Source organism: Mycobacterium sp. MUNTM1 (genome assembly GCF_054660795.1).
The window spans coordinates 105,143-129,246 of record NZ_BAAGDE010000003.1 but is presented as its reverse complement, the minus strand read 5'-3'; the positions used below and the strand labels follow the sequence as shown (position 1 = coordinate 129,246).

Below are 24,104 nucleotides of genomic sequence, written 5' to 3'. Positions count from 1 at the left end.
GGAGTTCCTTCTTCGATTAGACGTTTTATGGGGTCGCCGGATACCACCACAGCGATTGCCCAGGTTATCAGTGAGTTACGTTTTCTCCCAAAACGGGAACACGTGGGCTGCCAGAACGTCGACTTGAGGCAGCATCTGAACAGTGAGTCTTACGAACCAGCTTGACGACAGCAAGCGGGGTTTTCGCGCTGCGCGTTCTGAGCGCATCTTCGGCGGCTACAACATGTCTTCGGACGCCTACGAGATGGCGTTCGACGAGATGTTCGATGCCCAGGGCGCCGTCCGCGGTCCCTACAAGGGCATCTACGCCGAGCTTGCGCCGTCGGACGCCTCGGAACTGAAAGCTCGCGCCGAAGCGCTATCGCGCGCCTTCCTCGACCAGGGGATCACGTTCTCGTTGTCGGGTCAGGAACGGCCGTTTCCGCTGGACCTGGTGCCGCGGGTCATCTCGGCCGCGGAGTGGGCCCGGCTGGAGCGCGGCATCACCCAGCGGGTCAAGGCGCTCGAGATGTATCTCGATGACGTCTACGGCGACCAGGAAATCCTGAACGACGGCGTCATCCCGCGCCGCCTGATCACCTCCTGCGAGCATTTCCACCGCCAGGCGATGGGGATCGTCCCGCCCAACGGCGTGCGGATCCACGTCGCCGGCATCGATCTGATCCGCGACGAGAAGGGCGTCTGGCGGGTCCTCGAGGACAACCTGCGCTCGCCCTCAGGTGTGTCCTATGTCATGGAGAACCGGCGCACCATGGCGCGCGTCTTCCCGAACCTGTTCGCCACCCATCGGGTGCGCGCGGTCGACGACTACGCCTCGCACCTGCTGCGGGCGCTGCGCAACTCCGCGGCCACCAACGAGGCCGACCCGACGGTGGTGGTGCTGACCCCGGGCGTCTACAACTCGGCCTATTTCGAGCATTCGCTGCTGGCCCGCCAGATGGGCGTCGAGCTGGTCGAGGGGCGCGACCTGTTCTGCCGCGACAACCAGGTGTACATGCGCACCACCGAGGGCGAGCGTCAGGTCGACGTGATCTATCGGCGCATCGACGACGCCTTCCTGGACCCCCTGCAGTTCCGTGCCGACTCGGTGCTCGGGGTGGCCGGCCTGGTCAACGCCGCCCGCGCCGGCAACGTGTCCATCTCCAGCGCGATCGGCAACGGCGTCGGCGACGACAAACTCGTCTACACCTACGTCCCCACGATGATCGAGTACTACCTGGGCGAAAAGCCCCTGCTGGCCAACGTGGAGACGTTGCGCTGCTGGCTCGACGACGAGCGCGAAGAGGTGCTCGACCGCATCGACGAGCTGGTTCTCAAGCCGGTAGAGGGATCCGGCGGCTACGGCATCGTGTTCGGCCCGGAGGCCTCCGAGAAAGAGCTGGCTGCCGTCGCGAAGAAGGTGCGCGACGATCCGCGGAGCTGGATCGCGCAGCCGATGATGGAGCTCTCGACGGTGCCGACGCAGATCGGCAACACGCTGGCGCCGCGCTACGTGGATCTGCGGCCGTTCGCGGTCAACGACGGCGACGACGTGTGGGTGCTGCCCGGCGGGCTGAGCCGGGTGGCCCTGGTCGAGGGGTCGCGGGTGGTCAACTCCAGCCAGGGCGGCGGCTCCAAGGACACTTGGGTGCTGGCGTCGCGGGCGGCCGCAGGCGACCATGAGCTGGAGGCGGCGGAGGTGGTGCGCTCGCTGCCGACGTCCATGCCGGACCCGTTGGTCGACGACGGCCCGCGGCTGACATCGGTGCCACCACAGCAGGCGCAACCCACCGAACTGCCCCAGCGCGAGCAGCTCGAGCAACAGCAACAGCAAAGGACGGTGGACGATGCTGGCACGTAACGCCGAGGCGCTCTACTGGATCGGGCGCTACGTCGAGCGCGCCGACGACACCGCCCGCATCCTGGACGTGGCGCTGCACCAGTTGCTCGAGGATTCCAGCGTCGACCCCGATCAGGCGTCGCGCCTGCTGCTGCGGGTGCTCGGCATCGATCCACCGGAGCACGACCTGGACGTATGGTCGTTGACCGACCTGGTGGCCTACAGCACCAACGCCCAGGGCGGCTGCTCGATCGTCGACGCGATCACCTCGGCGCGGGAGAACGCGAAGTCGGCGCGCGAGGTGACCTCCAGCGAGATATGGGAGTGCCTCAACACCACCTATCACGCCATGCCCGAACGTGAACGTGCCGCCAAACGCCTTGGGCCACATGACTTCTTGTCGTTCATCGAACGACGCGCCGCGATGTTCGCCGGCCTGGCCGACTCGACCCTGTCCCGCGACGACGGCTACCGCTTCATGGTGCTGGGCCGGGCGATCGAACGCGTCGACATGACGGTGCGGCTGCTGCTGTCGCGGGTGGGAGACAGCGCTTCGTCCCCGGCGTGGGTGACGCTGTTGCGTTCGGCGGGCGCACACGACACTTACCTGCGGACCTACCGCGGCGTGCTGGATGCGGGCCGGGTGGTCGAATTCATGTTGCTGGACCGGCTCTTTCCGCGGTCGGTGTTCTACTCGCTGCGGCTGGCCGAACACAACCTCGACGAGCTGGTGCACAACCGGCAGAGCCGGATCGGGGCCACCGCCGAGGCGCAGCGGCTGCTCGGCCAGGCGCGCAGCGAGTTGGAGTTCGTCCAGCCCGGTGTGCTGCTGGAATCGTTGGAGAGCCGCCTGGCGGGGCTGCAGCGGACCTGCCGCGACGTCGGAGAGGCGTTGTCGCTGCAGTACTTCCACGTGACGCCGTGGGTGGCGTGGTCGGACGCGGGCCAGCGCGCCCGACTGGTCAGCAGGAAAGGGGACGGCTGATGTGGCGGCTGCGGGTGGTGCATACCACGGGCTACGCCTACCAGTCGCCGGTGACCGCCTCCTACAACGAGGCTCGGCTGACCCCGCGGTCGAACACTCGGCAGAACGTGATCCTCAACCGCGTCGAGACCATCCCGGCGACGCGGTCCTACCGCTACATCGACTACTGGGGCACCGCGGTCACGGCGTTCGACCTGCACGCACCCCACACCGACCTCACGGTGATGTCGTCATCCGTCGTCGAAACCGAGCGGGCCGAGCCGTTCTCGACGGAGGTGGGCTGGAGCGACCTGCAGTCGGAGACCGTGATCGATCGCTACGACGACCTGCTGCGTCCCACCGAGCACACCCCGGCCAGCAAGCGCGTGGCGTCGGTGGGCAAAAAGATCAGCAAGACCCACGAGCCGGCCGAAGCCGTTGTCGCCGCGGCCAATTGGGTGCGCAACGAACTCGAATACCTTCCCGGGACCACCAGCGTGGCATCCTCGGGGCTGGACGCGCTCAAAGAGGGCAAGGGCGTCTGCCAGGACTTCGTCCACCTGTCACTGATGTTGTTGCGCAGCATGGGGATTCCGGCGCATTACGTCTCGGGCTACCTGCATCCCAAACGTGAAGCCGTCGTGGGGGACACCGTGGACGGACGAAGCCACGCCTGGATCGAGGCGTGGACGGGCGCATGGTGGAGCTATGACCCCACCAACGACACCGAGATCACCGAGCAGTACGTGGGCGTGGGCGCGGGTCGCGACTACGCCGACGTGTCCCCGTTGAAGGGCATCTACTCCGGGGAGGGCGCCACCGACCTCGACGTGATCGTGGAGGTGACCCGGCTCGCCTAGCCGCGGCGATACCGTTGCTCCGATGAGCGATTCAGCCGCCGGCGGGACCCGGCGCGACGACAACCGACGCGGGCGTGGCGGCTCGCCCCTGGCCGCGCTGTTGCTGGTCTGCATCGGGCTGCTCATCGGCGGCATCACCATCGGGGTCGCGGTGGGCGGCGTCATGCCGTTGCCCTACGGCCCGCCCAGCGCCGTCGTGAGCTACGTCCGCGCCCAGCCGACCGCCGTGCGCATCATCGCGGTTGCGACGTTCGCCTCGTCGGTGCCGCTGGCGCTGTACGCGGCGATCGCCGGTGCCCGGTTGCGCCGGCTCGGGGCCGGCGCCGGGTCGGCCGCGGTCGCGCTGACCGGCGGGGCCCTGGCCGCCGGAGCGCTCGGCCTGGCCGGTCTGCTGGGTTGGGCGTTGTCGATTCGCGACGTCGCAGCGAATGCCGCGGTGGTCCGGGCGCTCTACCTGCTGGTGTTTCTCACCGGCGGCCCGGGGCACATCGTGGCGTTGGGCCTGCTGGTCGGCGCCCTCGCGGCGCCCGGCAACGGATTGCTGCCCCGGGCGGTCGCGTGGGCAGGGGTGGCGACGGCCGCCCTCGCCGAAACGACGACGGCGGTGCTGATCTGGCCGGCGCTGGGTGTCATCCTGCCGGTCGCGCGGGTACTGACCCTGACCTGGCTGATGGTGGCGGGAGTTGCGCTTTCCCCTGCGGCGCAACGAGATTCGGCGGCCCGGTAACCCGCGGGGTCACGAAGGCGCGTCGACCTGGACCCGGTGCAGGTCGTCACCGAGTTCGATGCGCCCGCCGAATTGCGCGGCCGCCAGGGCCCGCCACTGTTCTTCCTGGCCGGGCACCAGTGCCGGCACGTAGTGCGTCATGACCAGGGTGCCCACCCCCGCGCGGGCCGCGGTGGCCGCCGCCTCCTCAACCGAGGAGTGGTAGTCGCAGATGTCCTGCAGCCGCTGCTGGGGGATGTTGGCGACGATGTCCTTGCGGATCACGGTGTGCACCAGCGCGCCGGCGCCGGCCGCCAGGTCGTCGAGGCCGGCGCACGGGACGGTGTCGCCGGCGAGCACCACCGAGGCGCCCTGGTAATCGATCCGAAAGCCGATGGTCGGGGCCACCGGCCGGTGATCGGTGGGCGCCACCCGGATGGTTATCCCGTCGCGGTCCCAGGCGGCGCCCTCGGTGTATTCGTGGATGTCCACCGCCGGTGGCTCGTTGATGTCGCTGTGATGGGCGATCCGGTAGCCGATGTCGTGCCGGAACGCGTTCAGCGTCGCCGCGACCGCCTCGGCGGTGCCGGGCGGTCCGATGATCGGCAGCGGCGCGGGATCGGGGCTGAAGGTGCTGATCCACCGCGTGATGAGGACGTCGCCGAGGTCGCCGATGTGGTCGCTGTGCAGGTGAGTCAGCAACAGGGCCGTCAAGCCGGCCGCGCCCACCCCGATCGCGGCCGCGCGCTGCAGCACCCCACGTCCGCAATCGACCAGGAACGTGTGCCCGCCGGCCCGCACCAGCGTGGACGGCCCGGCTCGGTTCGGATCGGGGATCGGACTTCCGGTGCCCAGCAGCGTGACCTCGATCATGGGGCTATCTTGCAAGCAAGCGCTGGCCGCAGTGGCCCAATCGGCCGATCTGCGCGGCTTTCACCGTTTGGACACGATCTGTTTGCAGCTTCTCTTGGTGGCTTTTCCGCCGCGCGAGTTAGCCGTAGCCTGATGTGAAGCGGATCACAACCCGGCTGGAGGCCTCGATGCGGATAGCGGACGTCTTGCGGAACAAGGGCGCGGCGGTGGTGACCATCAACCCGGACGCGACGGTTCGCGAGCTGCTGGCGGGGCTGAGCGAGCAAAACATCGGCGCCATGGTCGTAGTCGGCGACGAGGGTGTGGTCGGCATCGTCTCGGAGCGCGACGTGGTCCGCCAGCTGCACACGCACGGCGCCAGCGTGCTGTCCCGCCCGGTGTCCAAGATCATGACGTCGATGCTGGCCACGTGCACCAAGACCGACGAAGTCGACGCCATCAGCGTATTGATGACCAAGAACCGGGTGCGGCACGTGCCGGTGCTGGACGGCAAGAAGCTGATCGGCATAGTCAGCATCGGTGACGTCGTGAAGACCCGCATGGAAGAGCTCGAGGCCGAGCAGCAGCAGCTGCAGTCCTACATCACGCAGGGCTGAGCCGGGCACCCACGGCGAAAAAATTCGCTCGGACTCACGCTGAGTGCACGCTCGACGCGCACTAACGCCAGGAGTAGTCGGAGCGCAGCCGCGCGGCCACCGCATCGAAGATCTCGCGATCCAGGATGGCGCCCTCGCGGCGGATGCCCTCTTCGGGCACGTCGAGCACCCGGTCGAGTCGGACCCAGCTTGGCCTGCCCTCGTAATCCCAAGGGCCGGAACCGATTCCGATCCAATCGTGATCCGCGGCGTGACGTTCCTGGCTGGACACCATCAACCCCAGCAGGACGCTGCGGTCCCGTCCGACCACCAGGACGGGGCGGTCCTTGCCGCGGGTGGGGTCGTCCTCGTAGACCACCCATGTCCAGACGATCTCGCCGGGATCGGCCCGGCCGTCCAGGCTCGGCGCGTACACCAGCTTGCGGGCGCGATGCGCGGTCGGGAGGCTGCCGCTGGTCACCGGCCGGCCGGTGACGGGCGCCTCGGCGGGAGGCGGCGCGACCGCGGCGATGACGTTCGCGGTGATCCGCACGGCCTGCTGCAACTCGCGCAGCACGGTCTGGGAATTCTGCACCTGCCGGACCAGGCGCGGAGCCCCGTTGAACACCAGATTCTCCGCGAACCGCTGGAACGTCTTCCACTGGGATTTCCGGGGAGACGGCATATTCGCAGCATAGACGCGAGCGGCGGGCTGCGACTGTGTCCAAGTAGGTCGTGGCGGCCCGGTCTGGATACGCTGGACATACCCGCGAACCGGCCCGGAAACGGCCGCGACGCGCCCCGCCAAGCTTGCACGCACCAGGAGATTCCCATCAGCAGTTTCGCCGACAAGACCTTCACTGCGCCGGCGCAGATTCGGAATTTCTGCATCATCGCCCACATCGACCACGGCAAGTCCACGCTGGCCGACCGGATGCTCCAGCTCACCGGCGTCGTCGACGAGCGGTCCATGCGCGCCCAGTACTTGGACCGGATGGACATCGAGCGCGAGCGCGGGATCACCATCAAGGCCCAGAACGTGCGCCTGCCGTGGCGGGTCGGTGACACCGACTACGTGCTGCACCTGATCGACACCCCGGGCCACGTCGACTTCACCTACGAGGTGTCCCGCGCGCTGGAGGCTTGCGAGGGTGCGGTGCTGCTGGTCGACGCCGCGCAGGGCATCGAGGCGCAGACCCTGGCCAACCTCTACCTGGCGCTGGACCGCGATCTGCACATCATCCCGGTGCTGAACAAGATCGACCTGCCCGCCGCGGACCCCGACCGCTATGCCGCCGAGATCGCCCACATCATCGGCTGCGAGCCGGGCGACGTGCTGCGCGTATCGGGCAAGACCGGGGACGGCGTCGCCGACCTGCTCGACCACGTGGTGCGCGAGGTGCCGCCGCCGCAGGGCGTCGCCGACGCGCCGCTGCGCGCCATGATCTTCGACTCGGTCTACGACATCTACCGCGGTGTGGTGACCTACGTCCGGGTGGTGGACGGCAAGATCACGCCGCGCGAACGCATCGCGATGATGTCCACCGGCGCCACACACGAACTGCTCGAGGTCGGCATCGTCTCGCCCGAGCCGAAGGCCAGCGACGGCCTGGGCGTGGGGGAGGTGGGCTACCTGATCACCGGGGTCAAGGACGTGCGCCAGTCCAAGGTCGGTGACACGGTGACGGCGGCCCGGCACGGCGCCACCGAGGCGCTGACCGGATACCGCGAACCCAGGCCGATGGTCTACTCGGGCCTGTATCCGGTGGACGGCTCCGATTATCCGGTTCTGCGTGACGCGCTGGACAGGTTGCAACTCAACGACGCGGCGCTGACCTACGAGCCGGAGACGTCGGTGGCGCTGGGCTTCGGATTCCGTTGTGGCTTCTTGGGTCTGCTGCACATGGAGATCACCCGCGAGCGCCTGGAGCGAGAGTTCAACCTGGACCTGATTTCGACGTCGCCCAACGTCGTCTATCGCGTCGTCAAGGAAGACAACACCGAAATCGTGGTGACCAACCCGTCGGACTGGCCGGAAGGCAAGGTCCGCACCGTTTACGAGCCGGTGGTCAAGACCACGATCATCGCGCCCAGCGAATTCATCGGCACCATCATGGAGCTGTGCCAGTCGCGCCGCGGTGAACTGGGCGGCATGGATTACCTGTCGCCCGAACGGGTCGAGCTGCGCTACACCATGCCGCTGGGCGAGATCATCTTCGACTTCTTCGACTCGTTGAAGTCGCGCACCCGCGGCTACGCCAGCCTCGACTACGAGGAGGCCGGCGAGCAGGAGGCGCAGCTGGTCAAGGTCGACATCCTGCTGCAGGGCGAGGCCGTCGACGCGTTCAGCGCGATCGTCCACAAGGACGGGGCCTCGGCCTACGGCAACAAGATGACCACCAAGCTCAAAGAGCTGATCCCGCGCCAGCAGTTCGAGGTGCCCGTCCAGGCCGCGATCGGATCGAAAATCATTGCGCGCGAAAACATTCGCGCGATCCGAAAGGACGTGTTGTCTAAGTGCTACGGCGGCGACATCACCCGTAAACGCAAGCTTCTGGAGAAGCAGAAGGAAGGCAAGAAGCGGATGAAGACCATCGGGCGCGTCGATGTGCCGCAGGAGGCGTTCGTCGCGGCGCTGTCCGCCGACGCCGCGGGGGATAAGGGCAAAAAGTAGCCATGCGGATACGGGGGTTGGCGGCGACGCTGATGGCGGTCGTCGCGGTGGCGACGGGCTGCGGTGGCGTCGTCGCGGGAACGGCGAAGCCGGCGCCGAATCTGAAGCCTCAACCGCTGAGCGGCGCGATGGTCAAACAGGTGCTTCTCGACGGGCCGACGCTGTCGCGGATGCTCAATCAGCCGTTCGTGGCGCGGGACCCAGCCGAATTCGGCGGGCCCGAAAAGCTGTATCAGGTCAAGCGATCGATGTCGCAGGCCGGTTGCCTGGGCGTGACGGCGATGCTGCAGCAGGGTGTGTACCAGTCCGCCGACGTGAAAGACGTTGCGACGCAATCGTGGTGGAATAACGGCGAGCCGGCGCAGGTGATCGTTGTCGAGGAGGGCGTGGTCACGCTGCCGTCGGCCGTGCAGGCCCAGGCCCTGTTCGCGCAGTTCTCCCAGCAGTGGCAGCAGTGCAGCGGCATGACGACGTCGGAACAGAGCGGCCCGATCAGCACCACGAACGTCATCAGCGACGTCCGCACCACGGATTCCACCATCGCGGCCACCAAGATGGCCACGTCCGTCCTGCCCAACATGCCGCCGCTGCGGCCCACCCCGCAGGCACGCGCGATCGGCATCCGGTCGAACTGCCTCGTCGAGGTTCAGGTGGTGTTCTTCGGGGGGAGACGGTCCTCCGACCCGGGATCGGCCAACATCGATACCAGCGCCATCGACGTCGCCCACGCCTTGATGGACAGAGTCAGCGCCCTGGGCTGACGTCGCGGCGGGCGCCGGGAAGGCAAGGAACCACGTGAAAAGCAGCTGGCGATCGCTGGCCGCTTTGGTTGTGGTGCTGCTGGCGAGCGGGTGCACCGAAACTATCGCTGGCACAGCAAGTCTGGCGCAAAGCGCGGGGCGGGTGCCGGCCATCAAGCGGGCCCTGTTCGACGGTACCGCGCTGGCAAGGCTGCTCGGCCAACCGTTCCAGCCCTACCCGCACTACTCGGAGTTCGGGGGCATCGACAAACTGGGCACCAATTGGGACAACGGGGTGCCCGCCGACTGCATCGGCGTCGTTCACATGATGCAGCGGGTCGCCTATGTCTCCGCGCCGCTGCAAGAGACGGCCGCCGAAATGTGGGTGCACAAAGGTGATTCCGTGAAGGTCGACAGCGTCCAGCAAGGCGTCGTCGCGTTGCGGACGGACGCGGACGCCAACGCGTTGTTCGCCAGGTTCGCCGCGCAGTGGCAGAAGTGTGACGGGACCACGCTGATGGTGGAGCCCATCGATATATGGGGTTCGGATGCCATCTCCGATGTACACGTCGCGGATTCGGTTGTCGCGGCTACGGTTTCGATGGGATGCGGCCCACACGGGGGTTTGAACGCAATCCCGACGGGCCGGGCCCTCGGCGTCAAGGGACCGTACCTGGTCGAGGTCACGGTCGAGTTCATGCCCGTCTCCAGTCCGGGAGACGCGGGCACTGGCGACATCAACACCACCGCCATCGAGCTCACCCACGCGCTGATGGACAAACTCAACGCCCGCGGCTGAGGCGGCTACGCCTACATCGGCGCGTTCGCGGGCTGGAACATCCCGGAGCCGTCGGCTTCCTCCTCGGCGCGGATGACGTGCACCACCGCGTTGATCAGCGCCAGGTGGGTGAACGCCTGCGGGAAGTTGCCCAGCTGCCGACCGGTGCGCGGTTCGATCTCCTCGGCGTAGAGGTGCAGCGGGCTGGCGTAGGACAGCAGTCGCTCACACAGCCGCTTGGCGCGCCGCACCTCCCCGATCTCGACAAGCGCCGACACCAGCCAGAACGAGCAGATCGTGAAGGTGCCCTCCTCGCCGGACAGCCCGTCGTCGGTTTCCTCGACCCGGTAGCGCAGCACCAGGCCCTCCTGGGTCAGTTCGTCGGCGATCGCCAGGACGGTGTTTCGCACCCGCGGGTCGTCGGGCGGCAGGAACCGCGTCAGCACCACCAACAGCAGCGAGGCGTCCAGCGCGTCGCTGCCGTAGCGCTGGGTGAACACCCCGCGGGAGTCCACGCCGTGCTGCAGGATGTCGTTCTTGATCTCGTCGGCGATGGCGTGCCACTGCTGGGCGTAGCTCTTTTCGCCCTGCCGCTCGGCCAGCTTGGCCCCGCGGTCGAGCGCCACCCAGCACATCACCTTCGACGACGTGAAGTGCTGCGGTTCTCCGCGCACCTCCCAGATGCCCCGGTCCGGCTCGCGCCAGTGCTTGATCGCCTCTTCGACCTGCTTCTTCAGCACCGGCCACAGCGTCTCCGGAACCTGTTCGCGCGACTTGGCGTGCAGGTAGAAGGAATCCAGGATGGAGCCCCAGATGTCGTGCTGGATCTGGTCGTAGGCGCCGTTGCCGATGCGGACCGGGCGGGCGTGGTCATAGCCGGACAGGTGGTGCAGCTCTTCTTCGACCAGGCTGCGTTCACCGCCCACGCCGTACATGACCTGCAGCGGGTGCCGTTCGTTGTGGTTGGCGCCGGAGACGTCGGCGATGAAGGCGAAGAAGTCGTCGGCCTCGCGGTCCAGCCCCAAGGTGTACAGACCCCACAACGCGAACGTCGAGTCGCGCACCCAGGCGTAGCGGTAATCCCAATTGCGTTCGCCCTGCGGCGTTTCCGGCAGCGAGGTGGTGCTGGCCGCCAGCAGCGCGCCGGTGGGCGAGTAGGTCAGGCCCTTCAACGTGAGCGCGCTGCGCTGCAGGTACGCCCGCCACGGGTGGTCGGGGAAGTTGCCGATGTTGATCCACTGCCGCCAACACTCGGTGGTCTGCCACATCTTGTCGGCGGCCTCTTGGTATGTCTGCGGCGCCGGGTGCTTGGTCCAGCTCAGCGCGACGAACACGTCGTCGCCCTCCTTCATCCGGGTGCGCGCGCGTGCCTCCCGGCCCTCCAGGCCGATCCGCAGGTTGCTGGTGAGCCGCAGCGTCGGGTGGGCGTCCGGTTCCCTGGTGGCGCGGGCGACGGCCTCGCCGTACGCGTTGGCGGAGTACTCCCAGGCGGCGCCGACGCGGTGGTAGTCGAACGCCGGCTCGCAGCTCATCATCAATTCGACGGTGCCGCTCACGCAGCGCACGGTGCGCAGCAGGATGTGCTCGGCATCCCAGTCCATCGGGGTGCGCCGGTGCGTCCGCGACCGCCGCTCCAGGTCGTGCCAGGGGCCCATGACCAGCGCGTCACGCACGATCAGCCAGCCGGTGTGGGTCTGCCAGGTGGTCTCCATGATGAGACTGCCGGGAAGGTACCGGCGGGCCGACGGCACCGAGACGCCGTAGGGGCCGAGCCGGAAATGACCGGCGCTGCGGTCCAAGATCGCGCCGAACACGCTGGGGGAGTCCGGCCGGGGCACGCACAGCCATTCCACCGACCCGGCCGGGGAGATCAGGCAGGTGGTTTCCCAATCCGACAGGAACGCGTAGTCGGCAATCGGCGGGAATGGGTTCCGTAGGGCGGCGCTGGGAGCGAGGGGCCCGGGCGTGCGCAAATCGATGGACGACGACATCGACGCTGCGGAGGCGCCCTGATAGGCGTCCTCGGGCATGGCGTCGGCCGGCTGGTCTTCGGGTTGGGCATGCAGAACCATCTGGACATCATCGCTGCTCAGCGATCTCGCGTCCAACGTTTCGGTGAGGAGGCGTGGCGCGCGCTTCACCGCTTGGCAGGCAGGCGGCCCGCTTTTCCCTCACCGTGACGTGGACGCGGCGTGGGCCGGCCCTACGCTGGTCTTCGGGCATTGGTCTTCGACCTCCGGGCCGAATAGGGTGAGCCACGTGAACGCGTTCCTCAACTGGTGGGACGGCAACGAACTATGGCTTTCGGGCCTCCCGTTCGTCCTGCAGGCCATGGTGGTGATGCCGATCGTGCTGGCGGTGGCCTACGCCACGGCGGCCGTGCTGGACGGCGTGCTCGGCAAGGGCATCGAGCTGATGCGCCGTGCCCGCCACGCCGACGGGACGCCCGAGTAACGCCCATGCCCCGGTCACACGTGACGCTGGTTCTCGTCATCCTGGTGGTGCTGGTGGTCATCACGTGGTTGGTGACCCACTTGATGCACCACTAGCCGGCCTCGCCCGTTTGCTCAGCCACCGTCGCGGTGGCGGCAAACCCAATTCCTGTTAGGCTTCCCGCCATGCGCGTGGCATTTGGCATTCCGGGGTGCTTTGCCTTCGTGCACTGTTGTCGCTGACTCCCACACCCGTGCGCGGTCTGGTCTGGAGTTTTCGAATTCTCCTGAAGTTCTAGGTGCCTATCCGCAGAAACGGGACCGATATCCCATACGTTCTGCATCGGAAGGCCCTCAATGGACATCAGGACCGCATCGCACTGGCGGCCCGTCCTCGCCCTTGCCCTGATTGCTGGGCTGGTCGCCGGATGCCACGGCGGGGCCAGCGATGCCGTCGGCGGCGGTGGGCTGTCCGACGCGCGCACCAGCATCACCCTGGTCGCCTACTCGGTCCCAGAACCGGGATGGAGCAAGATAATTCCGGCGTTCAATGCCTCCGACGAGGGCAAGGGCGTGCAGGTGGTCACCTCCTACGGGGCCTCCGGTGACCAGTCTCGCGGCGTCGTCGACGGCAAGCCGGCCGACGTGGTGAACTTCTCCGTCGAACCCGACATCGCTCGACTGGTCAAGGCCGGCAAGGTTTCCAAGGACTGGAATACGGACGCCACCAAGGGAATTCCGTTCGGCTCGGTGGTCACGCTGGTGGTGCGGAAGGGCAATCCGAAGAACATCAGGGATTGGGATGATCTGTTGCGGCCGGGCGTCGAGGTCATCACGCCCAGCCCGCTGAGTTCCGGATCGGCGAAGTGGAATCTGCTCGCGCCGTACGCCGTCAAGAGTGAGGGCGGCGCGCACAGCGACGCCGGGGTGGATTTCATCAAGAAGTTGGTGACCGAGCACGTCAAGCTGCGTCCCGGGTCGGGGCGCGAAGCCACCGATGTCTTCGTGCAGGGCAGCGGCGACGTTTTGATCAGCTACGAGAACGAGGCCATCGCCACCGAGCGGGCGGGCAAGCCGGTCGAACACGTCAACCCGTCGCAGACCTTCAGGATCGACAACCCGGTGGCCGTGGTCAACACCAGCCCGCACCTGGATGCCGCCGTCGCCTTCAAGAACTTTCAGTACACGGCCGCGGCCCAAAAGGTCTGGGCGCAGGCCGGTTTTCGCCCGGTCGATCCGGCCGTCGCCGCCGACTTCCGAAACCAGTACCCGGTGCCTGCGAAACTGTGGACCATCGCCGACCTGGGCGGCTGGACCACGGCGGATCCGCAGCTGTTCGACAAGAACACCGGCAGCATCACCAAGATCTACACGAAGGCCACCGGATGACGGCCATCACGCCGGACCCGCTGGCAATCAGGCCCGAGCTCAGCGGTGACACGCCACCGGGACCGCCTCCCGGCCGCGGCCGCGGCACCACCGCCCTTCGGGTCGGGGCGGCCACGGTGTGGCTGTCGGTGATCGTGCTGCTGCCGCTGGCGGCGATCGCCTGGCAATCCGCAGGTGGCGGCTGGCACGCGTTCTGGCTGGCGGTCTCCTCGAATGCCGCCCTCGAGTCGTTCCGGGTGACGCTGACGATCTCGGCCGGCGTCACCGTGCTCAACCTGGTCTTCGGCCTGGTGATCGCGTGGGTGCTGGTGCGTGACAACTTTCCGGGCAAGCGGCTCGTCGACGCGATCATCGACCTGCCGTTCGCGCTGCCCACCATCGTCGCCAGCCTGGTGATGCTGGCGCTGTACGGCAACAACAGTCCTGTCGGCCTGCACCTGCAGCACACGTCATGGGGTGTGACGGTGGCGCTGGCCTTCGTCACGTTGCCGTTCGTGGTGCGCGCCGTGCAGCCGGTGCTGCTGGAATTGGATCGCGAGACCGAGGAGGCCGCGGCGTCGCTGGGTGCCAGCGGCCCGAAGATCTTCACCTCCGTGGTGCTGCCGTCGCTGCTGCCCGCCTTGTTATCCGGTGCGGGCCTGGCCTTTTCACGGGCGATCGGCGAGTTCGGATCCGTGGTGCTCATTGGTGGTGCGGTGCCGGGCAAGACCGAAGTGTCGTCGCAGTGGATACGCACCCTGATCGAGAACGACGACCGCACCGGCGCGGCCGCCATTTCGATTGTGCTGTTGGCCATTTCGTTTGTCGTGCTGCTCATCCTGCGGATCGTGGGCGGGCGCGCGGCCAAGCGAGAGGAGCTGTCCGCATGACCTCGTCTGCGGGAGTGCGGTATTGGTTGCGGTTCATCGCGCTCGGATACATCTTCGTGCTGCTGGTCGTCCCGGTGGCGTTGATCCTGTGGCGAACATTTCAACCCGGGCTCGGCCAGTTCTACGCCTGGGTGAGCACCCCTGCCGCGATATCGGCGCTGAATCTGACGCTGCTGGTGGTGGCCATCGTGGTGCCCCTCAACGTCGTCTTCGGGATCCCCACGGCATTGGTGCTCGCGCGCAACAGGTTTCGTGGCAAGGGCGTGCTGCAGGCGGTCATCGATCTGCCGTTCGCGGTATCGCCCGTGATCGTGGGCGTCGCGTTGATCGTGTTGTGGGGGTCGGCCGGTGCCCTCGGATTCGTGGAGCAAGACCTCGGGTTCAAGATCATCTTCGGCCTGCCGGGGATCGTGCTCGCCAGCATCTTCGTCACGCTGCCATTCGTCGTGCGCGAAGTGGAGCCCGTGCTGCACGAGCTCGGCACCGACCAGGAGGAGGCCGCGGCCACCCTGGGTTCGGGCTGGTGGCAGACCTTCTGGCGGATCACCCTGCCGTCCATCCGGTGGGGTCTGACGTACGGCATCGTGTTGACCATCGCACGTACCCTGGGGGAATACGGTGCCGTGCTCATGGTGTCGTCGAACCTGCCGGGGAAGTCGCAGACACTGACATTGCTTGTCTCCGACCGCTACAACCGCGGTGCGGAGTACGGCGCCTACGCGCTGTCCACACTGTTGATGGGAGTTGCCGTGCTGGTGTTGGTTTTCCAGGTGGTGCTCGACGCGCGCCGCGCACGAGCGGCCAAACAGGCCTGACGAGGGGAATGACCGTGACTGACGCCGGCACCAACCGCGACGACCTCGCCATCATCGTGCGTGACGCCAACAAGCGTTATGGCGATTTCGTCGCCCTTGACCATGTGGACTTCGTCGTGCCCACCGGCTCGCTGACGGCTTTGCTGGGTCCCAGTGGTTCGGGCAAATCGACCCTGCTGCGTACCATTGCGGGCCTCGACCAGCCCGACACCGGAACAGTCACGATCTACGGTCGTGACGTCACGCGGGTGCCGCCGCAGCGCCGCGGCATCGGGTTTGTGTTCCAGCACTACGCCGCGTTCAAGCACCTGACCGTCCGCGACAACGTGGCTTACGGGCTCAAGGTCCGCAAGCGGCCCAAGGCCGAGATCAAGGCCAAAGTCGACAACCTGCTGGAAGTGGTGGGGCTGAGTGGTTTTCAGGCCCGCTACCCCAACCAGCTGTCCGGCGGCCAGCGACAGCGGATGGCGTTGGCGCGCGCGCTTGCCGTCGATCCGCAGGTGCTGCTGCTCGACGAGCCGTTCGGCGCGCTGGACGCCAAGGTGCGCGAGGACCTGCGCGCGTGGCTGCGGCGCCTGCACGACGAGGTGCACGTGACGACGGTGCTGGTCACCCACGACCAGGCCGAGGCGCTGGACGTGGCCGACCGGATTGCAGTGCTGAACCAGGGCCGCATCGAGCAGGTCGGATCCCCGACCGACGTGTATGACGCCCCGGCGAACGCGTTCGTGATGTCGTTCCTCGGTGCGGTGTCCACCCTGAACGGCACCCTGGTGCGGCCGCACGATATCCGGGTGGGCCGCAACCCTGAGATGGCGATCGCCGGCGGGGACGGCACCGCCGATTCCGTCGGCGTGGTGCGCGCCGTCGTCGACCGCGTGGTCACGCTCGGTTTCGAGGTGCGCGTCGAGTTGACCAGCGCCGCCACCGGCGGCTTCTTCACCGCCCAGATCACGCGCGGCGACGCCGAGGCACTGGCGCTACGCGAGGGCGACACCGTCTACGTGCGTGCCACCCGGGTCCCGCCGATCGCCCTCGAGGCCGCAACCGACGCGCGCCGCGCCGATCAGGCCGATGAGGACGAGAACACGCTGACGTCGGCCTGACGGCCAGATTCGTCCCGTTACGACGCGTGCAGCCCGCATTCCGTCTTGGCCCGTCCCTGCCAGCGTCCGCTGCGCGGGTCGGCGCCCGCCAGCGGCTTGGCGGTGCAGGGGGCGCAACCGATCGATGAATAGCCGTCGTACATAAGCGGGTTGACCAGCACGCCGTGCTCGTCGATGTAGTTCTGCACGTCCTCGTCGGACCATTCGACCAACGGGTTGACCTTCACCAGCTTGAAGCCCTCGTCGAAGCCGACCACTGGGGCGTTGGCGCGCGCGGCGGTCTCGCCCCGGCGCAGCCCGGTCACCCAGGCGGAGTATCCGCGCAGCGTCTTGCCCAGCGGCTCGACCTTGCGCAGCCGGCAGCACTCACTGGGGTCCCGCGCGAACAGGTCCTTGCCCAGCATCTTGTCCTGCTCGGCGACGCTCTGCGCGGGCGTGACGTTGAGCACCCGGATGTCGTAGACGGACTCGATCGCGTCCCGGGTGCCGATCGTCTCCGCGAAGTGATAACCCGTGTCCAAGAACACCACCGGAACGCCCGGACGCGCCTTGGCCGCCAGGTCGATCAACACGGCCTCCTGCATGCTGGACGCCACCACATAGTTGCAGGTGGCCCAGCCGCGCGGTCCGTTGATGCCGCCGAATGTCTCGTCGGTCCAACGCAATACGTCGGCGGCGCTGGCGCCTTCCAGCTCGGCCGCCCCGCGGGCGGCGAGCGCCCGCAATTCGGCTTCTGGAAGTTTGGTTGTTCGTTCGCTCATCGCAAATCGTCCTCGTCTGCCCTCATAGCCCACTGTGCGAAACGTTCACCCTCGCCGCGATATTTCAGGAAGTTGCGTGTGACCCGCTCGATGTAGTCGCCGAGCTCGTCGCTGGTGACCTTGTGCTGGCGCAGTTTTCGACCAAAGCCGCTGTCCAGGCCGAGGCTGCCGCCCAGGTGCACCTGGAAGCCCTCGACCGAGCCGCCCTCGCCGTCGTCGACCATCTGGCCCTTGAGCCCGATGTCGGCGACCTGGATGCGGGCGCACGAATTGGGACAGCCGTTGATGTTGACGGTGATCGGCACGTCGAGCTGCTCGTTGATGTCCGCGAGCCGGCTTTCCAGCTCGGGCACCAAAGACTGCGCCTTGACCCGGGTTTCGGCGAAGGACAACTTGCAGAACTCGATCCCCGTGCACGCCATCACATTCCGCCGCCAGTGCGAGGGCCGTGACTGCAGGCCCAGCGCCTCCAGGCCGGCGAGCAGCTCGTCGAGCTTGTCGTCGGACACGTCGAGGATGACCAGCTTCTGGTAGGGGGTCAGCCGGATCCGGTCCGAGCCGGCCCGTTCGGCGAGGTCGGCCACCGCGGTGAGGATGGTGCCCGAGACCCGGCCCGCGATCGAGGCGACGCCCACCGCGTTGAGGCCGTTCTTGAGCCGCTGCACGCCCACGTGGTCGATCGGGTGCTTCAGCGGCTCGGGAGCCGGGCCGTCAATCAGCGGACGCTTGAGGTACTCGTGTTCGAGAACTTCACGGAATTTTTCAATGCCCCAGTCCTTGATCAGGAATTTCAGCCGCGCCTTGGACCGCAGCCGCCGGTAGCCGTAGTCGCGGAAGATCGACGTCACCGCGTTCCATACCTCGGGCACCTCTTCGAGCGGCACCCAGGCGCCGACCCGCTGGGCCAGCATCGGGTTGGTCGACAGCCCGCCACCGACCCACAGGTCCAGCCCCGGGCCGTGCTCGGGGTGGTTGACGCCGATGAACGCGATGTCGTTGACCTCGTGCACCACATCCTGCAGACCCGAGATCGCGGTCTTGTACTTACGCGGCAGGTCGGCGAAGTCGGGCTGACCGATGTAGCGGCGTGCGATCTCCTCGATCGCCCAGCTGGGGTCGAGCACCTCGTCCAGCGACTCGCCGGCCAGCGGTGAGCCCAGGATCACGCGGGGGCAGTCACCGCACGCCTCGGCGGTCTGCAGTCCGACCTCGGCCAGCCGTCGCCAGATCTCGGGGACGTTCTCCACCTCGATCCAGTGGTACTGCACGTTCTCGCGGTCGGTGATGTCGGCGGTGTCGCGGGCGAATTCGGTGGAAATCTGCCCCACGGTGCGCAGCGCGGCCGCCGACAGTGCGCCGCCGTCGCACCGCACCCGCATCATGAAGTATCTGGCTTCCAGCAATTCGGCGTTGTCGTCGCCGGTGAACGTGCCGTCGTAGCCTTGTTCGCGCTGGGTGTAGAGCCCCCACCAGCGGAAACGCCCCCGCAGGTCGCTTTTGTCGATGCTGTCGAAACCATTCTGGGCGTACACGGTTTCGATGCGCTCCCGCACATCCAGCGGGGCGCCGGCCTGCTTCATCTCTTCGTTCGGGTTCAGCGGCTCACGATTTCCCAGTGCCCATTGGCCCTCGTTACGGGGCTTTGCGGCTCGGGCGGTGGTCATCGGAAGTTCTCTCCTCTAAAAAGATCGCCAGCGCGGCCAGCACAGTTCACCGGCACTTTCGGGCGGCGCGGAACCGTCGGCCAGCTGGAGACACAGGGGGCCTGGGTCTACCACGTCAAGGCAGACAGATACAGCTGCAAACGCGCTTGAGATCAATGTGCCGTCGAGCCACGAGCGCAATGCGCGGGCTGGGCTGGTCGACAGTCACGCCCCCATTGTGCCATGGATGCCGAAGGGCCATGCGAGCAGGTCAAATCTTGGCTCACGGTGATTAAAACTACCGGCGAAGTCTGGGAGATTCACCGGCAAAGCCCGAGAAGTTCATGAGACCGTTCCCCGGCCGACCGGTCGTCCCTGCGGCCGGGAGCGACGCCCGGTTCATCGTGGGATCATTTGGCATGGCCATTCGCGTGGAACCGGTCGACCTGCCCGACGTCGGGGTGGGCGTCGGGCAGTCGTTTGGCATCTATGTGCATGTGCCGTTCTGTGTAACCCGTTGCGGCTATTGCGATTTCAATACCTACACCCCGGCCGAGCTGGGTGGGGTCAATCCGGACGCCTGGCTCAGCGCACTGGGAAAGGAACTGGAACTGGCGGCCGCGAGGTTGCAGGCGCCGCCGGTGAACACCGTGTTCGTCGGCGGCGGGACGCCTTCCCTGCTGGGGGGCCCGCGGATGGCGACGCTGCTGGGCATGGTGCGGCAGAACTTCACGCTGGCACCCGACGCCGAGGTCACCACCGAGGCCAATCCCGAGTCCGCGTGGCCGGACTTCTTCGACGCCATCCGCGCGGCCGGCTACACCCGGGTATCGCTGGGGATGCAGTCGGTGGCGCCGCGGGTGTTGGGTGTCCTGGACCGCATCCACACGCCGAACCGGTCCGCGGCCGCCGCCCGCGAGGCGCTGGCCGCGGGTTTCGAGCACGTCAGCCTCGATTTGATCTACGGAACTCCGGGGGAGTCCGACGACGACCTGTTGTGCTCGGTCGAGACGGCGATCGGGACGGGCGTGGATCACGTATCCGCCTATGCGCTGGTCGTCGAGGAAGGCACCGCGCTGGCCCGGCGCGTCCGGCGCGGCGAACTGGCCGCACCCGACGACGACGTGCTGGCCCACCGCTACGAATTGGTGGATGCGCGGCTGTCGCAGGCGGGATTGTCCTGGTACGAGGTGTCCAACTGGTCGCGGCCCGGCGGTGAGTGCCGGCACAACATCGGCTACTGGGATGGTGGCCAGTGGTGGGGCGCCGGGCCGGGCGCGCACGGCTATCTGGGTACGACGCGCTGGTGGAACGTCAAGCACCCCAACGCGTATGCGGAACGGTTGAGCGCGGCGACGCTGCCGGTGGCCGGATTCGAGCAGCTGGATGCCGAAGCCTTGCACACCGAGGACGTGTTGTTGAAAACTCGTCTGCGCCAAGGACTCCCAGTTGAAGTGCTGAACTCGGCCGAGCGGGAGCGCGCCGAGGGTGTGGTTGCCGACGGGTTGCTGGTGGTCGAGGGTGACAGGCTGGTCTTGACTCCGCGCGGACGCCTGCTGGCCGACGCCGTGGTGCGAACCCTATTGGGGTAGCGGCGTTTTCCGCGTGGTCAGACCCCGAACAGATGCTCGAAGACGCGGGCGATCTCGATGTAGAGCGGGATCCCCACGGTGACGTTGTAGGAGAACGTCAGGCCAAGCGAGGCGGCCAGCGGCAGCGTCGGGCTCGCCTCGGGGATCGCCAGGCGCTGCACCGCGGGAACGGCGATGTAGGACGCCGCACCGCACAGGACCGCGAACAGTACGTAGGTTCCGGTCTTGAAGTCGGTGTGGGTCAACGACGCATAGCTGCAGGCGACGATGATGCCCAGTGTCGCAAAGACATTTGGCGCCACGAGCCCGAAGACGATGAACCCGGGCCCCGCGGTGCGGAGGTCCTTCAACTTGCGCGACGCCGTCATCCCCATCTCGAGCAGGAACAGACACAGCACGCCCTGGAAGGCCATGACGAAGAATTTGTCGTCGTCGGCGACGACCTTCTGTCCCTGCAGCCCACTGACGAGGCCGATGATGATGCCACCCATCAACAGGACCAGGCCGGGGTTGAGGAAGACCTCCTGGAACAGCTCCCGGGAGAAGATGGGCACCTTCTTGCCCTTGGGTCGCGCCGGGCCGTGGTCGGGCTCCCAATCCGGGTGCTCCATCTTTTCCAGCGAGAGCTCCAGCTCCTGCTCGATGGCGGCTTCCTCGTGGCTCTCCAGGCTCTGCCCGTGCGGAGGACGTGCGGCGGTGCCGGGCCCGACCCCAACCTTGACCGGCGCCGTGTAACCGGCCTCGTCGGGCATGTAACCGGCGGAGTCCATGCCCCGATGCCGCAGTCGGGCAACGAAATACAGCGCAACCAGGCAGCCCGGGATCTCCATCACGGCCAGCATCACCGGCATGTACGCATTGAAGGCGATGTTCACCGCGGCCAGGACGGCCACGCAGGTGGCGAACGTTCCCGCCGAGTCGGACCCGTAGTAGCCGGCGATGGTCGCGCGGTCGATCTTCCGGAGTGATTTCAGGCGGCTGAGGCCCAGGTAGGCCAGGCCGCCGATCAGACAGTTCAGCACGAAGCCCAGGACCATGAAGCCCACGATGACCCCGACGCTCGACGCACTGACTTGCGCGAGTTCTTCCCCGCCGTGCCAGCCGATGGCCAGCAACAGGTACATCGTCAATCCCTGATAGATGACGTAGGGGAATTCGAACCGCACCTTCAGGATGGGGATCAGGAACCCGAAGTAAAAGAACAGCAGCAGCGGCTTGAACAAGTTATGCGTGAAGTTGTGCCAGAACTCTTGCAGCATCGATGCCTCCGTTGGTTAGAGCGCTGATCTGGGGAAGCACCGTCCGCAAGCGGAGCAACCACGAAACATCGCGACGACCGTCAAGAATTTATCCCCGCGGCATGCCCGCCGCCACTTGAAAGCGCACAGGGCGTCGGACGCCCGCCTGGCTGTTGATAACCGGTAAACCCGCTGCTCAGAGCGAAATTACCGGAGCGAAATCCGGCGCGCGGCCCCGCTATCGATGCCGCGAGTTTGGTGTGAAAGTGCTGTGCGTTTACTGTGGAGTCAATAGATCGTCAGCGCGCGGACGGGACTAGCGAGGGCCTGACGCCGGCGCCCTTTTTGCGGTGCGTTACCGAGAGCCACGCCGACGGCGAGTAATGCGTCGTGATTTCCTCGAAACCGTCGACCCGAGAAACCGACAGCACGCCGGTTTGCGGATTGATTTCGAGCTCGTCGCCTTCGCTCGCGTGCACTTCCTCGCCGTTGAAAAGCCGGATTATGAACACGGTGTTTCTCCAATCCGGCGGGCATGCGGTGAGCGCTAGGAAAAAGTCTGGCTGCCGAAGCCGCCTGTTGTGCGACCGCAACGTAAACGGTTGGGAAACCTTTGCAGTGGTGATCTTCACAGCCGGCGTGGGGACGGCCGCCTCGAGGGTGGAATCGAAGCGGCGCTACCTGCACAAACAGCTTGTCATCGATCTGGAAACGGCGGGCTTCGAGAGGAAGCGCCCGGCCGGCCGGCGGTTTAACTCCGCGGGAGTTTTAGCTGAATGCGGCACCCGGTGAGGCAGTTCGTGGGATCGGTTGCGCAGAGATACATAGGTTAGGCTACATTTACTAACCGTGACCGAGGTCAGCGTCGAGACAAGTTCCGCCGGCTCTGAGTCGCCGTCGATTCCGCTTCCCCTGCACGTCGACCCGGCGGACCTGGCGGCCGAGCTGGCCGTGGTGCTGTCCGAGCGCACCGGGGAAGAGTATCTGCTCTACGAGCGCGGCGGTGACTGGGTGCTGGCCACCGGCGTGCGCGCGATGGTCGAGCTCGACAGCGACGAGCTGCGAGTGATCCGCGACGGAGTGGCCCAGAGCCAGCGATGGTCGGGCAGGCCCGGTCCGGTGCTCGGTGAAGCCGTCGACCGGCTGTTGCTGGAAACCGACCAGCTGTTCGGCTGGATCGCGTTCGAATTCGGGGTGTACCGCTACGGGCTGCAGCAGCGGTTGGCGCCGGGAACCCCACTGGCCCGAGTGTTTTGGCCGCATGGCCGCATCGTGGTGACCCGGGACGAGGTCCGGCTGTTCGGTACCTCGGCCGGGCACCGAGACGACGTCCTCGGCGTACTCGGCGACGGCGTGTCCGATGTGCGCGACGCCTCGGCGGTTGACGTGGTCGCCGACGCGTCCGACTACCGTGGCCGTGTCGCGTCGGCCGTCGCAGAGATCGCCGCGGGCCTTTATCACAAGGTGATCCTTTCCCGGTCTATCGAAGTGCCTTTCGCGCTCGATTTCCCGTCCACCTATCGCCTGGCCCGGCGACACAACACCCCGGTGAGGTCGTTCTTGTTGCGGCTCGGTGGAATTCGCGCCGTGGGCTACAGCCCGGAACTGGTCGCAGCCGTCCATCACGATGGCGTCGTGGTGACCGAGCCGCTCGCGGGCACGCGCGCGCTCGGGCGTGGTGAGGTGCGCGACCGCCAGGCTCGCGACGACCTGGAGTCGAATTCCAAAGAGATTGTCGAGCATGCCATTTCGGTGCGAAGCTCGCTGCAGGAAATGACCGAGATCGCCGAGCCGGGCACCGCCGTCGTCACCGACTTCATGACAGTGCGGGAACGGGGGAGCGTGCAGCACCTGGGCTCCACGGTCTGCGGCCGGCTGGGCACATCGAACGACCGGATGGATGCGCTCGAAGCGCTCTTCCCGGCGGTCACCGCGTCGGGCATCCCGAAAGCCGGTGGCGTCGAAGCGATCTTGCGCCTCGACGAGGGGCCGCGCGGGCTGTATTCGGGCGCGGTCGTGATGATTTCGGCGGACGGCGGGCTTGATGCGGCGCTGACGCTGCGGGCGGCGTATGAATGTGACGGCAAGACCTGGCTGCGGGCCGGTGCGGGCATTATCGAAGAGTCCACACCCGACCGCGAATTCGAAGAAACCTGCGAAAAGCTGTCCACGCTCGCCCCCTATCTGATTGCGCGCCAATAACTTTCTAATCCCTTTGGCTGGCTGCCGGTGGTAGCCGGAGCTTGGTGTTCCCTGCGTCACGGTTGGTG

The 24,104-nt window shown here is 66.9% G+C and carries 23 protein-coding genes; 15 read left to right on the top strand and 8 right to left on the bottom strand.

All coding sequences use genetic code 11. The features are described 5' to 3' along the window. The first annotated feature begins 142 nt into the window (after positions 1 to 142). Genes ACYQ8K_RS03050 through ACYQ8K_RS03035 form a run of 4 tightly spaced genes read left to right on the top strand, consistent with a single transcriptional unit; the run spans position 143 to position 4,370 of the window. Positions 143 to 1,840 (top strand): circularly permuted type 2 ATP-grasp protein, encoded by a 1,698-nt coding sequence (locus ACYQ8K_RS03050; protein WP_459966944.1) that lies wholly within the window; start codon positions 143 to 145, stop codon positions 1,838 to 1,840. Next, positions 1,827 to 2,804, top strand: a complete 978-nt coding sequence (locus ACYQ8K_RS03045; RefSeq protein WP_459966943.1) for an alpha-E domain-containing protein — start codon at positions 1,827 to 1,829, stop codon at positions 2,802 to 2,804. Before ACYQ8K_RS03050 ends, ACYQ8K_RS03045 begins: the two co-directional genes overlap by 14 nt. Beyond that, positions 2,804 to 3,643, top strand: coding sequence for a transglutaminase family protein (locus tag ACYQ8K_RS03040; RefSeq protein ID WP_459966942.1), 840 nt, complete (start codon positions 2,804 to 2,806; stop codon positions 3,641 to 3,643). The genes ACYQ8K_RS03045 and ACYQ8K_RS03040 overlap by 1 nt, the downstream gene beginning before the upstream one ends. Before the next feature lie 22 nt (positions 3,644 to 3,665). Continuing rightward, positions 3,666 to 4,370, top strand: coding sequence for a hypothetical protein (locus ACYQ8K_RS03035; protein ID WP_459966941.1), 705 nt, complete (start codon positions 3,666 to 3,668; stop codon positions 4,368 to 4,370). Between the two features lie 9 nt (positions 4,371 to 4,379). On the opposite strand, the gene ACYQ8K_RS03030 is transcribed toward ACYQ8K_RS03035, so the two are convergent. Then, entirely contained in the window at positions 4,380 to 5,222 is an 843-nt protein-coding gene (locus ACYQ8K_RS03030; RefSeq protein WP_459966940.1) for a ribonuclease Z, read from the bottom strand. A gap of 167 nt (positions 5,223 to 5,389) precedes the next feature. Here ACYQ8K_RS03030 and ACYQ8K_RS03025 point away from each other — a divergent pair, with 167 nt between their 5' ends. Continuing rightward, positions 5,390 to 5,818 (top strand): CBS domain-containing protein, encoded by a 429-nt coding sequence (locus ACYQ8K_RS03025; protein WP_007769872.1) that lies wholly within the window; start codon positions 5,390 to 5,392, stop codon positions 5,816 to 5,818. A gap of 61 nt (positions 5,819 to 5,879) precedes the next feature. On the opposite strand, the gene ACYQ8K_RS03020 is transcribed toward ACYQ8K_RS03025, so the two are convergent. Then, the gene (locus tag ACYQ8K_RS03020; RefSeq protein WP_459966939.1) at positions 5,880 to 6,482 is read right to left on the bottom strand and encodes a type II toxin-antitoxin system PemK/MazF family toxin; all 603 of its coding nucleotides are present in this window, start codon (positions 6,480 to 6,482) and stop codon (positions 5,880 to 5,882) included. 78 nt (positions 6,483 to 6,560) lie between these two features. Between ACYQ8K_RS03020 and lepA the strand changes: the two genes are divergently transcribed. The 3 genes from lepA to ACYQ8K_RS03005 are packed head-to-tail and all read left to right on the top strand — an operon-like array spanning position 6,561 to position 10,010. Next, positions 6,561 to 8,471 carry a translation elongation factor 4 gene (gene lepA / locus ACYQ8K_RS03015; RefSeq protein WP_459967003.1) on the top strand — a complete coding sequence of 637 codons (1,911 nt, stop codon included), beginning with the start codon at positions 6,561 to 6,563 and terminating at the stop codon, positions 8,469 to 8,471. A gap of 2 nt (positions 8,472 to 8,473) precedes the next feature. Further along, on the top strand, positions 8,474 to 9,232 hold the full coding sequence (locus ACYQ8K_RS03010; RefSeq protein WP_459966937.1) for a sensor domain-containing protein: 759 nt from the start codon (positions 8,474 to 8,476) through the stop codon (positions 9,230 to 9,232). 34 nt (positions 9,233 to 9,266) lie between these two features. Then, entirely contained in the window at positions 9,267 to 10,010 is a 744-nt protein-coding gene (locus tag ACYQ8K_RS03005; protein WP_459966936.1) for a sensor domain-containing protein, read from the top strand. Positions 10,011 to 10,021: 11 nt separating this feature from the next. Here the strand turns inward: ACYQ8K_RS03005 and ACYQ8K_RS03000 are convergent, their stop codons facing one another. Beyond that, complete coding sequence (locus ACYQ8K_RS03000; protein ID WP_459966935.1) at positions 10,022 to 12,061, bottom strand: glycoside hydrolase family 15 protein; 2,040 nt, start codon at positions 12,059 to 12,061, stop codon at positions 10,022 to 10,024. A gap of 187 nt (positions 12,062 to 12,248) precedes the next feature. Between ACYQ8K_RS03000 and ACYQ8K_RS02995 the strand changes: the two genes are divergently transcribed. From ACYQ8K_RS02995 to ACYQ8K_RS02975, 5 genes are all read left to right on the top strand, one after another. Continuing rightward, a complete protein-coding gene (locus ACYQ8K_RS02995; RefSeq protein ID WP_459966934.1) occupies positions 12,249 to 12,443 on the top strand; it encodes a hypothetical protein in 195 nt (64 codons plus the stop codon). 335 nt (positions 12,444 to 12,778) lie between these two features. Next, on the top strand, positions 12,779 to 13,810 hold the full coding sequence (locus ACYQ8K_RS02990; protein WP_459966932.1) for a sulfate ABC transporter substrate-binding protein: 1,032 nt from the start codon (positions 12,779 to 12,781) through the stop codon (positions 13,808 to 13,810). Next, the gene (cysT, locus tag ACYQ8K_RS02985; protein WP_459966931.1) at positions 13,807 to 14,679 is read left to right on the top strand and encodes a sulfate ABC transporter permease subunit CysT; all 873 of its coding nucleotides are present in this window, start codon (positions 13,807 to 13,809) and stop codon (positions 14,677 to 14,679) included. The genes ACYQ8K_RS02990 and cysT overlap by 4 nt, the downstream gene beginning before the upstream one ends. Continuing rightward, positions 14,676 to 15,494: a sulfate ABC transporter permease subunit CysW gene (gene cysW, locus ACYQ8K_RS02980; RefSeq protein WP_065030409.1), complete on the top strand. Its 819-nt coding sequence runs from the start codon at positions 14,676 to 14,678 to the stop codon at positions 15,492 to 15,494. Before cysT ends, cysW begins: the two co-directional genes overlap by 4 nt. 8 nt (positions 15,495 to 15,502) lie before the next feature. Next, positions 15,503 to 16,600: a sulfate/molybdate ABC transporter ATP-binding protein gene (locus ACYQ8K_RS02975; protein WP_459966929.1), complete on the top strand. Its 1,098-nt coding sequence runs from the start codon at positions 15,503 to 15,505 to the stop codon at positions 16,598 to 16,600. Positions 16,601 to 16,617: 17 nt separating this feature from the next. On the opposite strand, the gene ACYQ8K_RS02970 is transcribed toward ACYQ8K_RS02975, so the two are convergent. From ACYQ8K_RS02970 to ACYQ8K_RS02960, 3 genes are all read right to left on the bottom strand, one after another. After that, positions 16,618 to 17,361, bottom strand: a complete 744-nt coding sequence (locus tag ACYQ8K_RS02970; RefSeq protein WP_459966928.1) for a phosphoadenylyl-sulfate reductase — start codon at positions 17,359 to 17,361, stop codon at positions 16,618 to 16,620. Beyond that, positions 17,358 to 19,025, bottom strand: a complete 1,668-nt coding sequence (locus tag ACYQ8K_RS02965) for a nitrite/sulfite reductase (protein ID WP_459966927.1) — start codon at positions 19,023 to 19,025, stop codon at positions 17,358 to 17,360. Before ACYQ8K_RS02965 ends, ACYQ8K_RS02970 begins: the two co-directional genes overlap by 4 nt. Positions 19,026 to 19,140: 115 nt before the next feature. Next, positions 19,141 to 19,266, bottom strand: a complete 126-nt coding sequence (locus ACYQ8K_RS02960; protein WP_459966926.1) for an Ms4527A family Cys-rich leader peptide — start codon at positions 19,264 to 19,266, stop codon at positions 19,141 to 19,143. Between the two features lie 157 nt (positions 19,267 to 19,423). On the opposite strand from ACYQ8K_RS02960, the gene hemW reads away from it, so the two are divergent. After that, entirely contained in the window at positions 19,424 to 20,596 is a 1,173-nt protein-coding gene (gene hemW / locus ACYQ8K_RS02955; protein ID WP_459966924.1) for a radical SAM family heme chaperone HemW, read from the top strand. A 17-nt stretch (positions 20,597 to 20,613) separates the two neighbouring features. Here the strand turns inward: hemW and ACYQ8K_RS02950 are convergent, their stop codons facing one another. Both ACYQ8K_RS02950 and ACYQ8K_RS02945 read right to left on the bottom strand, forming a co-directional pair. After that, entirely contained in the window at positions 20,614 to 21,855 is a 1,242-nt protein-coding gene (locus ACYQ8K_RS02950; protein ID WP_459966923.1) for a sodium-dependent bicarbonate transport family permease, read from the bottom strand. A gap of 278 nt (positions 21,856 to 22,133) precedes the next feature. Continuing rightward, the gene (locus ACYQ8K_RS02945; protein ID WP_007769888.1) at positions 22,134 to 22,346 is read right to left on the bottom strand and encodes a hypothetical protein; all 213 of its coding nucleotides are present in this window, start codon (positions 22,344 to 22,346) and stop codon (positions 22,134 to 22,136) included. A 337-nt stretch (positions 22,347 to 22,683) separates the two neighbouring features. Between ACYQ8K_RS02945 and ACYQ8K_RS02940 the strand changes: the two genes are divergently transcribed. Continuing rightward, positions 22,684 to 24,036, top strand: a complete 1,353-nt coding sequence (locus ACYQ8K_RS02940) for a salicylate synthase (RefSeq protein WP_459966922.1) — start codon at positions 22,684 to 22,686, stop codon at positions 24,034 to 24,036. Positions 24,037 to 24,104: the final 68 nt, after the last annotated feature.

Bases quoted from the DNA above. Each gene is read 5' to 3' on its own strand.
- ACYQ8K_RS02975 (WP_459966929.1), top strand. From the start codon at position 15,503: ATGACCGTGACTGACGCCGGCACCAACCGCGACGACCTCGCCATCATC.
- hemW (WP_459966924.1), top strand. From the start codon at position 19,424: ATGGCCATTCGCGTGGAACCGGTCGACCTGCCCGACGTCGGGGTGGGC.
- ACYQ8K_RS03030 (WP_459966940.1), bottom strand. From the start codon at position 5,222: ATGATCGAGGTCACGCTGCTGGGCACCGGAAGTCCGATCCCCGATCCG.
- ACYQ8K_RS03045 (WP_459966943.1), top strand. From the start codon at position 1,827: ATGCTGGCACGTAACGCCGAGGCGCTCTACTGGATCGGGCGCTACGTC.
- ACYQ8K_RS03025 (WP_007769872.1), top strand. From the start codon at position 5,390: ATGCGGATAGCGGACGTCTTGCGGAACAAGGGCGCGGCGGTGGTGACC.
- ACYQ8K_RS02950 (WP_459966923.1), bottom strand. From the start codon at position 21,855: ATGCTGCAAGAGTTCTGGCACAACTTCACGCATAACTTGTTCAAGCCG.
- ACYQ8K_RS03010 (WP_459966937.1), top strand. From the start codon at position 8,474: ATGCGGATACGGGGGTTGGCGGCGACGCTGATGGCGGTCGTCGCGGTG.
- ACYQ8K_RS02990 (WP_459966932.1), top strand. From the start codon at position 12,779: ATGGACATCAGGACCGCATCGCACTGGCGGCCCGTCCTCGCCCTTGCC.
- ACYQ8K_RS03020 (WP_459966939.1), bottom strand. From the start codon at position 6,482: ATGCCGTCTCCCCGGAAATCCCAGTGGAAGACGTTCCAGCGGTTCGCG.
- ACYQ8K_RS02965 (WP_459966927.1), bottom strand. From the start codon at position 19,025: ATGACCACCGCCCGAGCCGCAAAGCCCCGTAACGAGGGCCAATGGGCA.
- ACYQ8K_RS03000 (WP_459966935.1), bottom strand. From the start codon at position 12,061: ATGGTTCTGCATGCCCAACCCGAAGACCAGCCGGCCGACGCCATGCCC.
- cysT (WP_459966931.1), top strand. From the start codon at position 13,807: ATGACGGCCATCACGCCGGACCCGCTGGCAATCAGGCCCGAGCTCAGC.
- cysW (WP_065030409.1), top strand. From the start codon at position 14,676: ATGACCTCGTCTGCGGGAGTGCGGTATTGGTTGCGGTTCATCGCGCTC.
- ACYQ8K_RS03035 (WP_459966941.1), top strand. From the start codon at position 3,666: ATGAGCGATTCAGCCGCCGGCGGGACCCGGCGCGACGACAACCGACGC.
- ACYQ8K_RS02970 (WP_459966928.1), bottom strand. From the start codon at position 17,361: ATGAGCGAACGAACAACCAAACTTCCAGAAGCCGAATTGCGGGCGCTC.
- ACYQ8K_RS03040 (WP_459966942.1), top strand. From the start codon at position 2,804: ATGTGGCGGCTGCGGGTGGTGCATACCACGGGCTACGCCTACCAGTCG.
- ACYQ8K_RS02960 (WP_459966926.1), bottom strand. From the start codon at position 19,266: ATGGCCCTTCGGCATCCATGGCACAATGGGGGCGTGACTGTCGACCAG.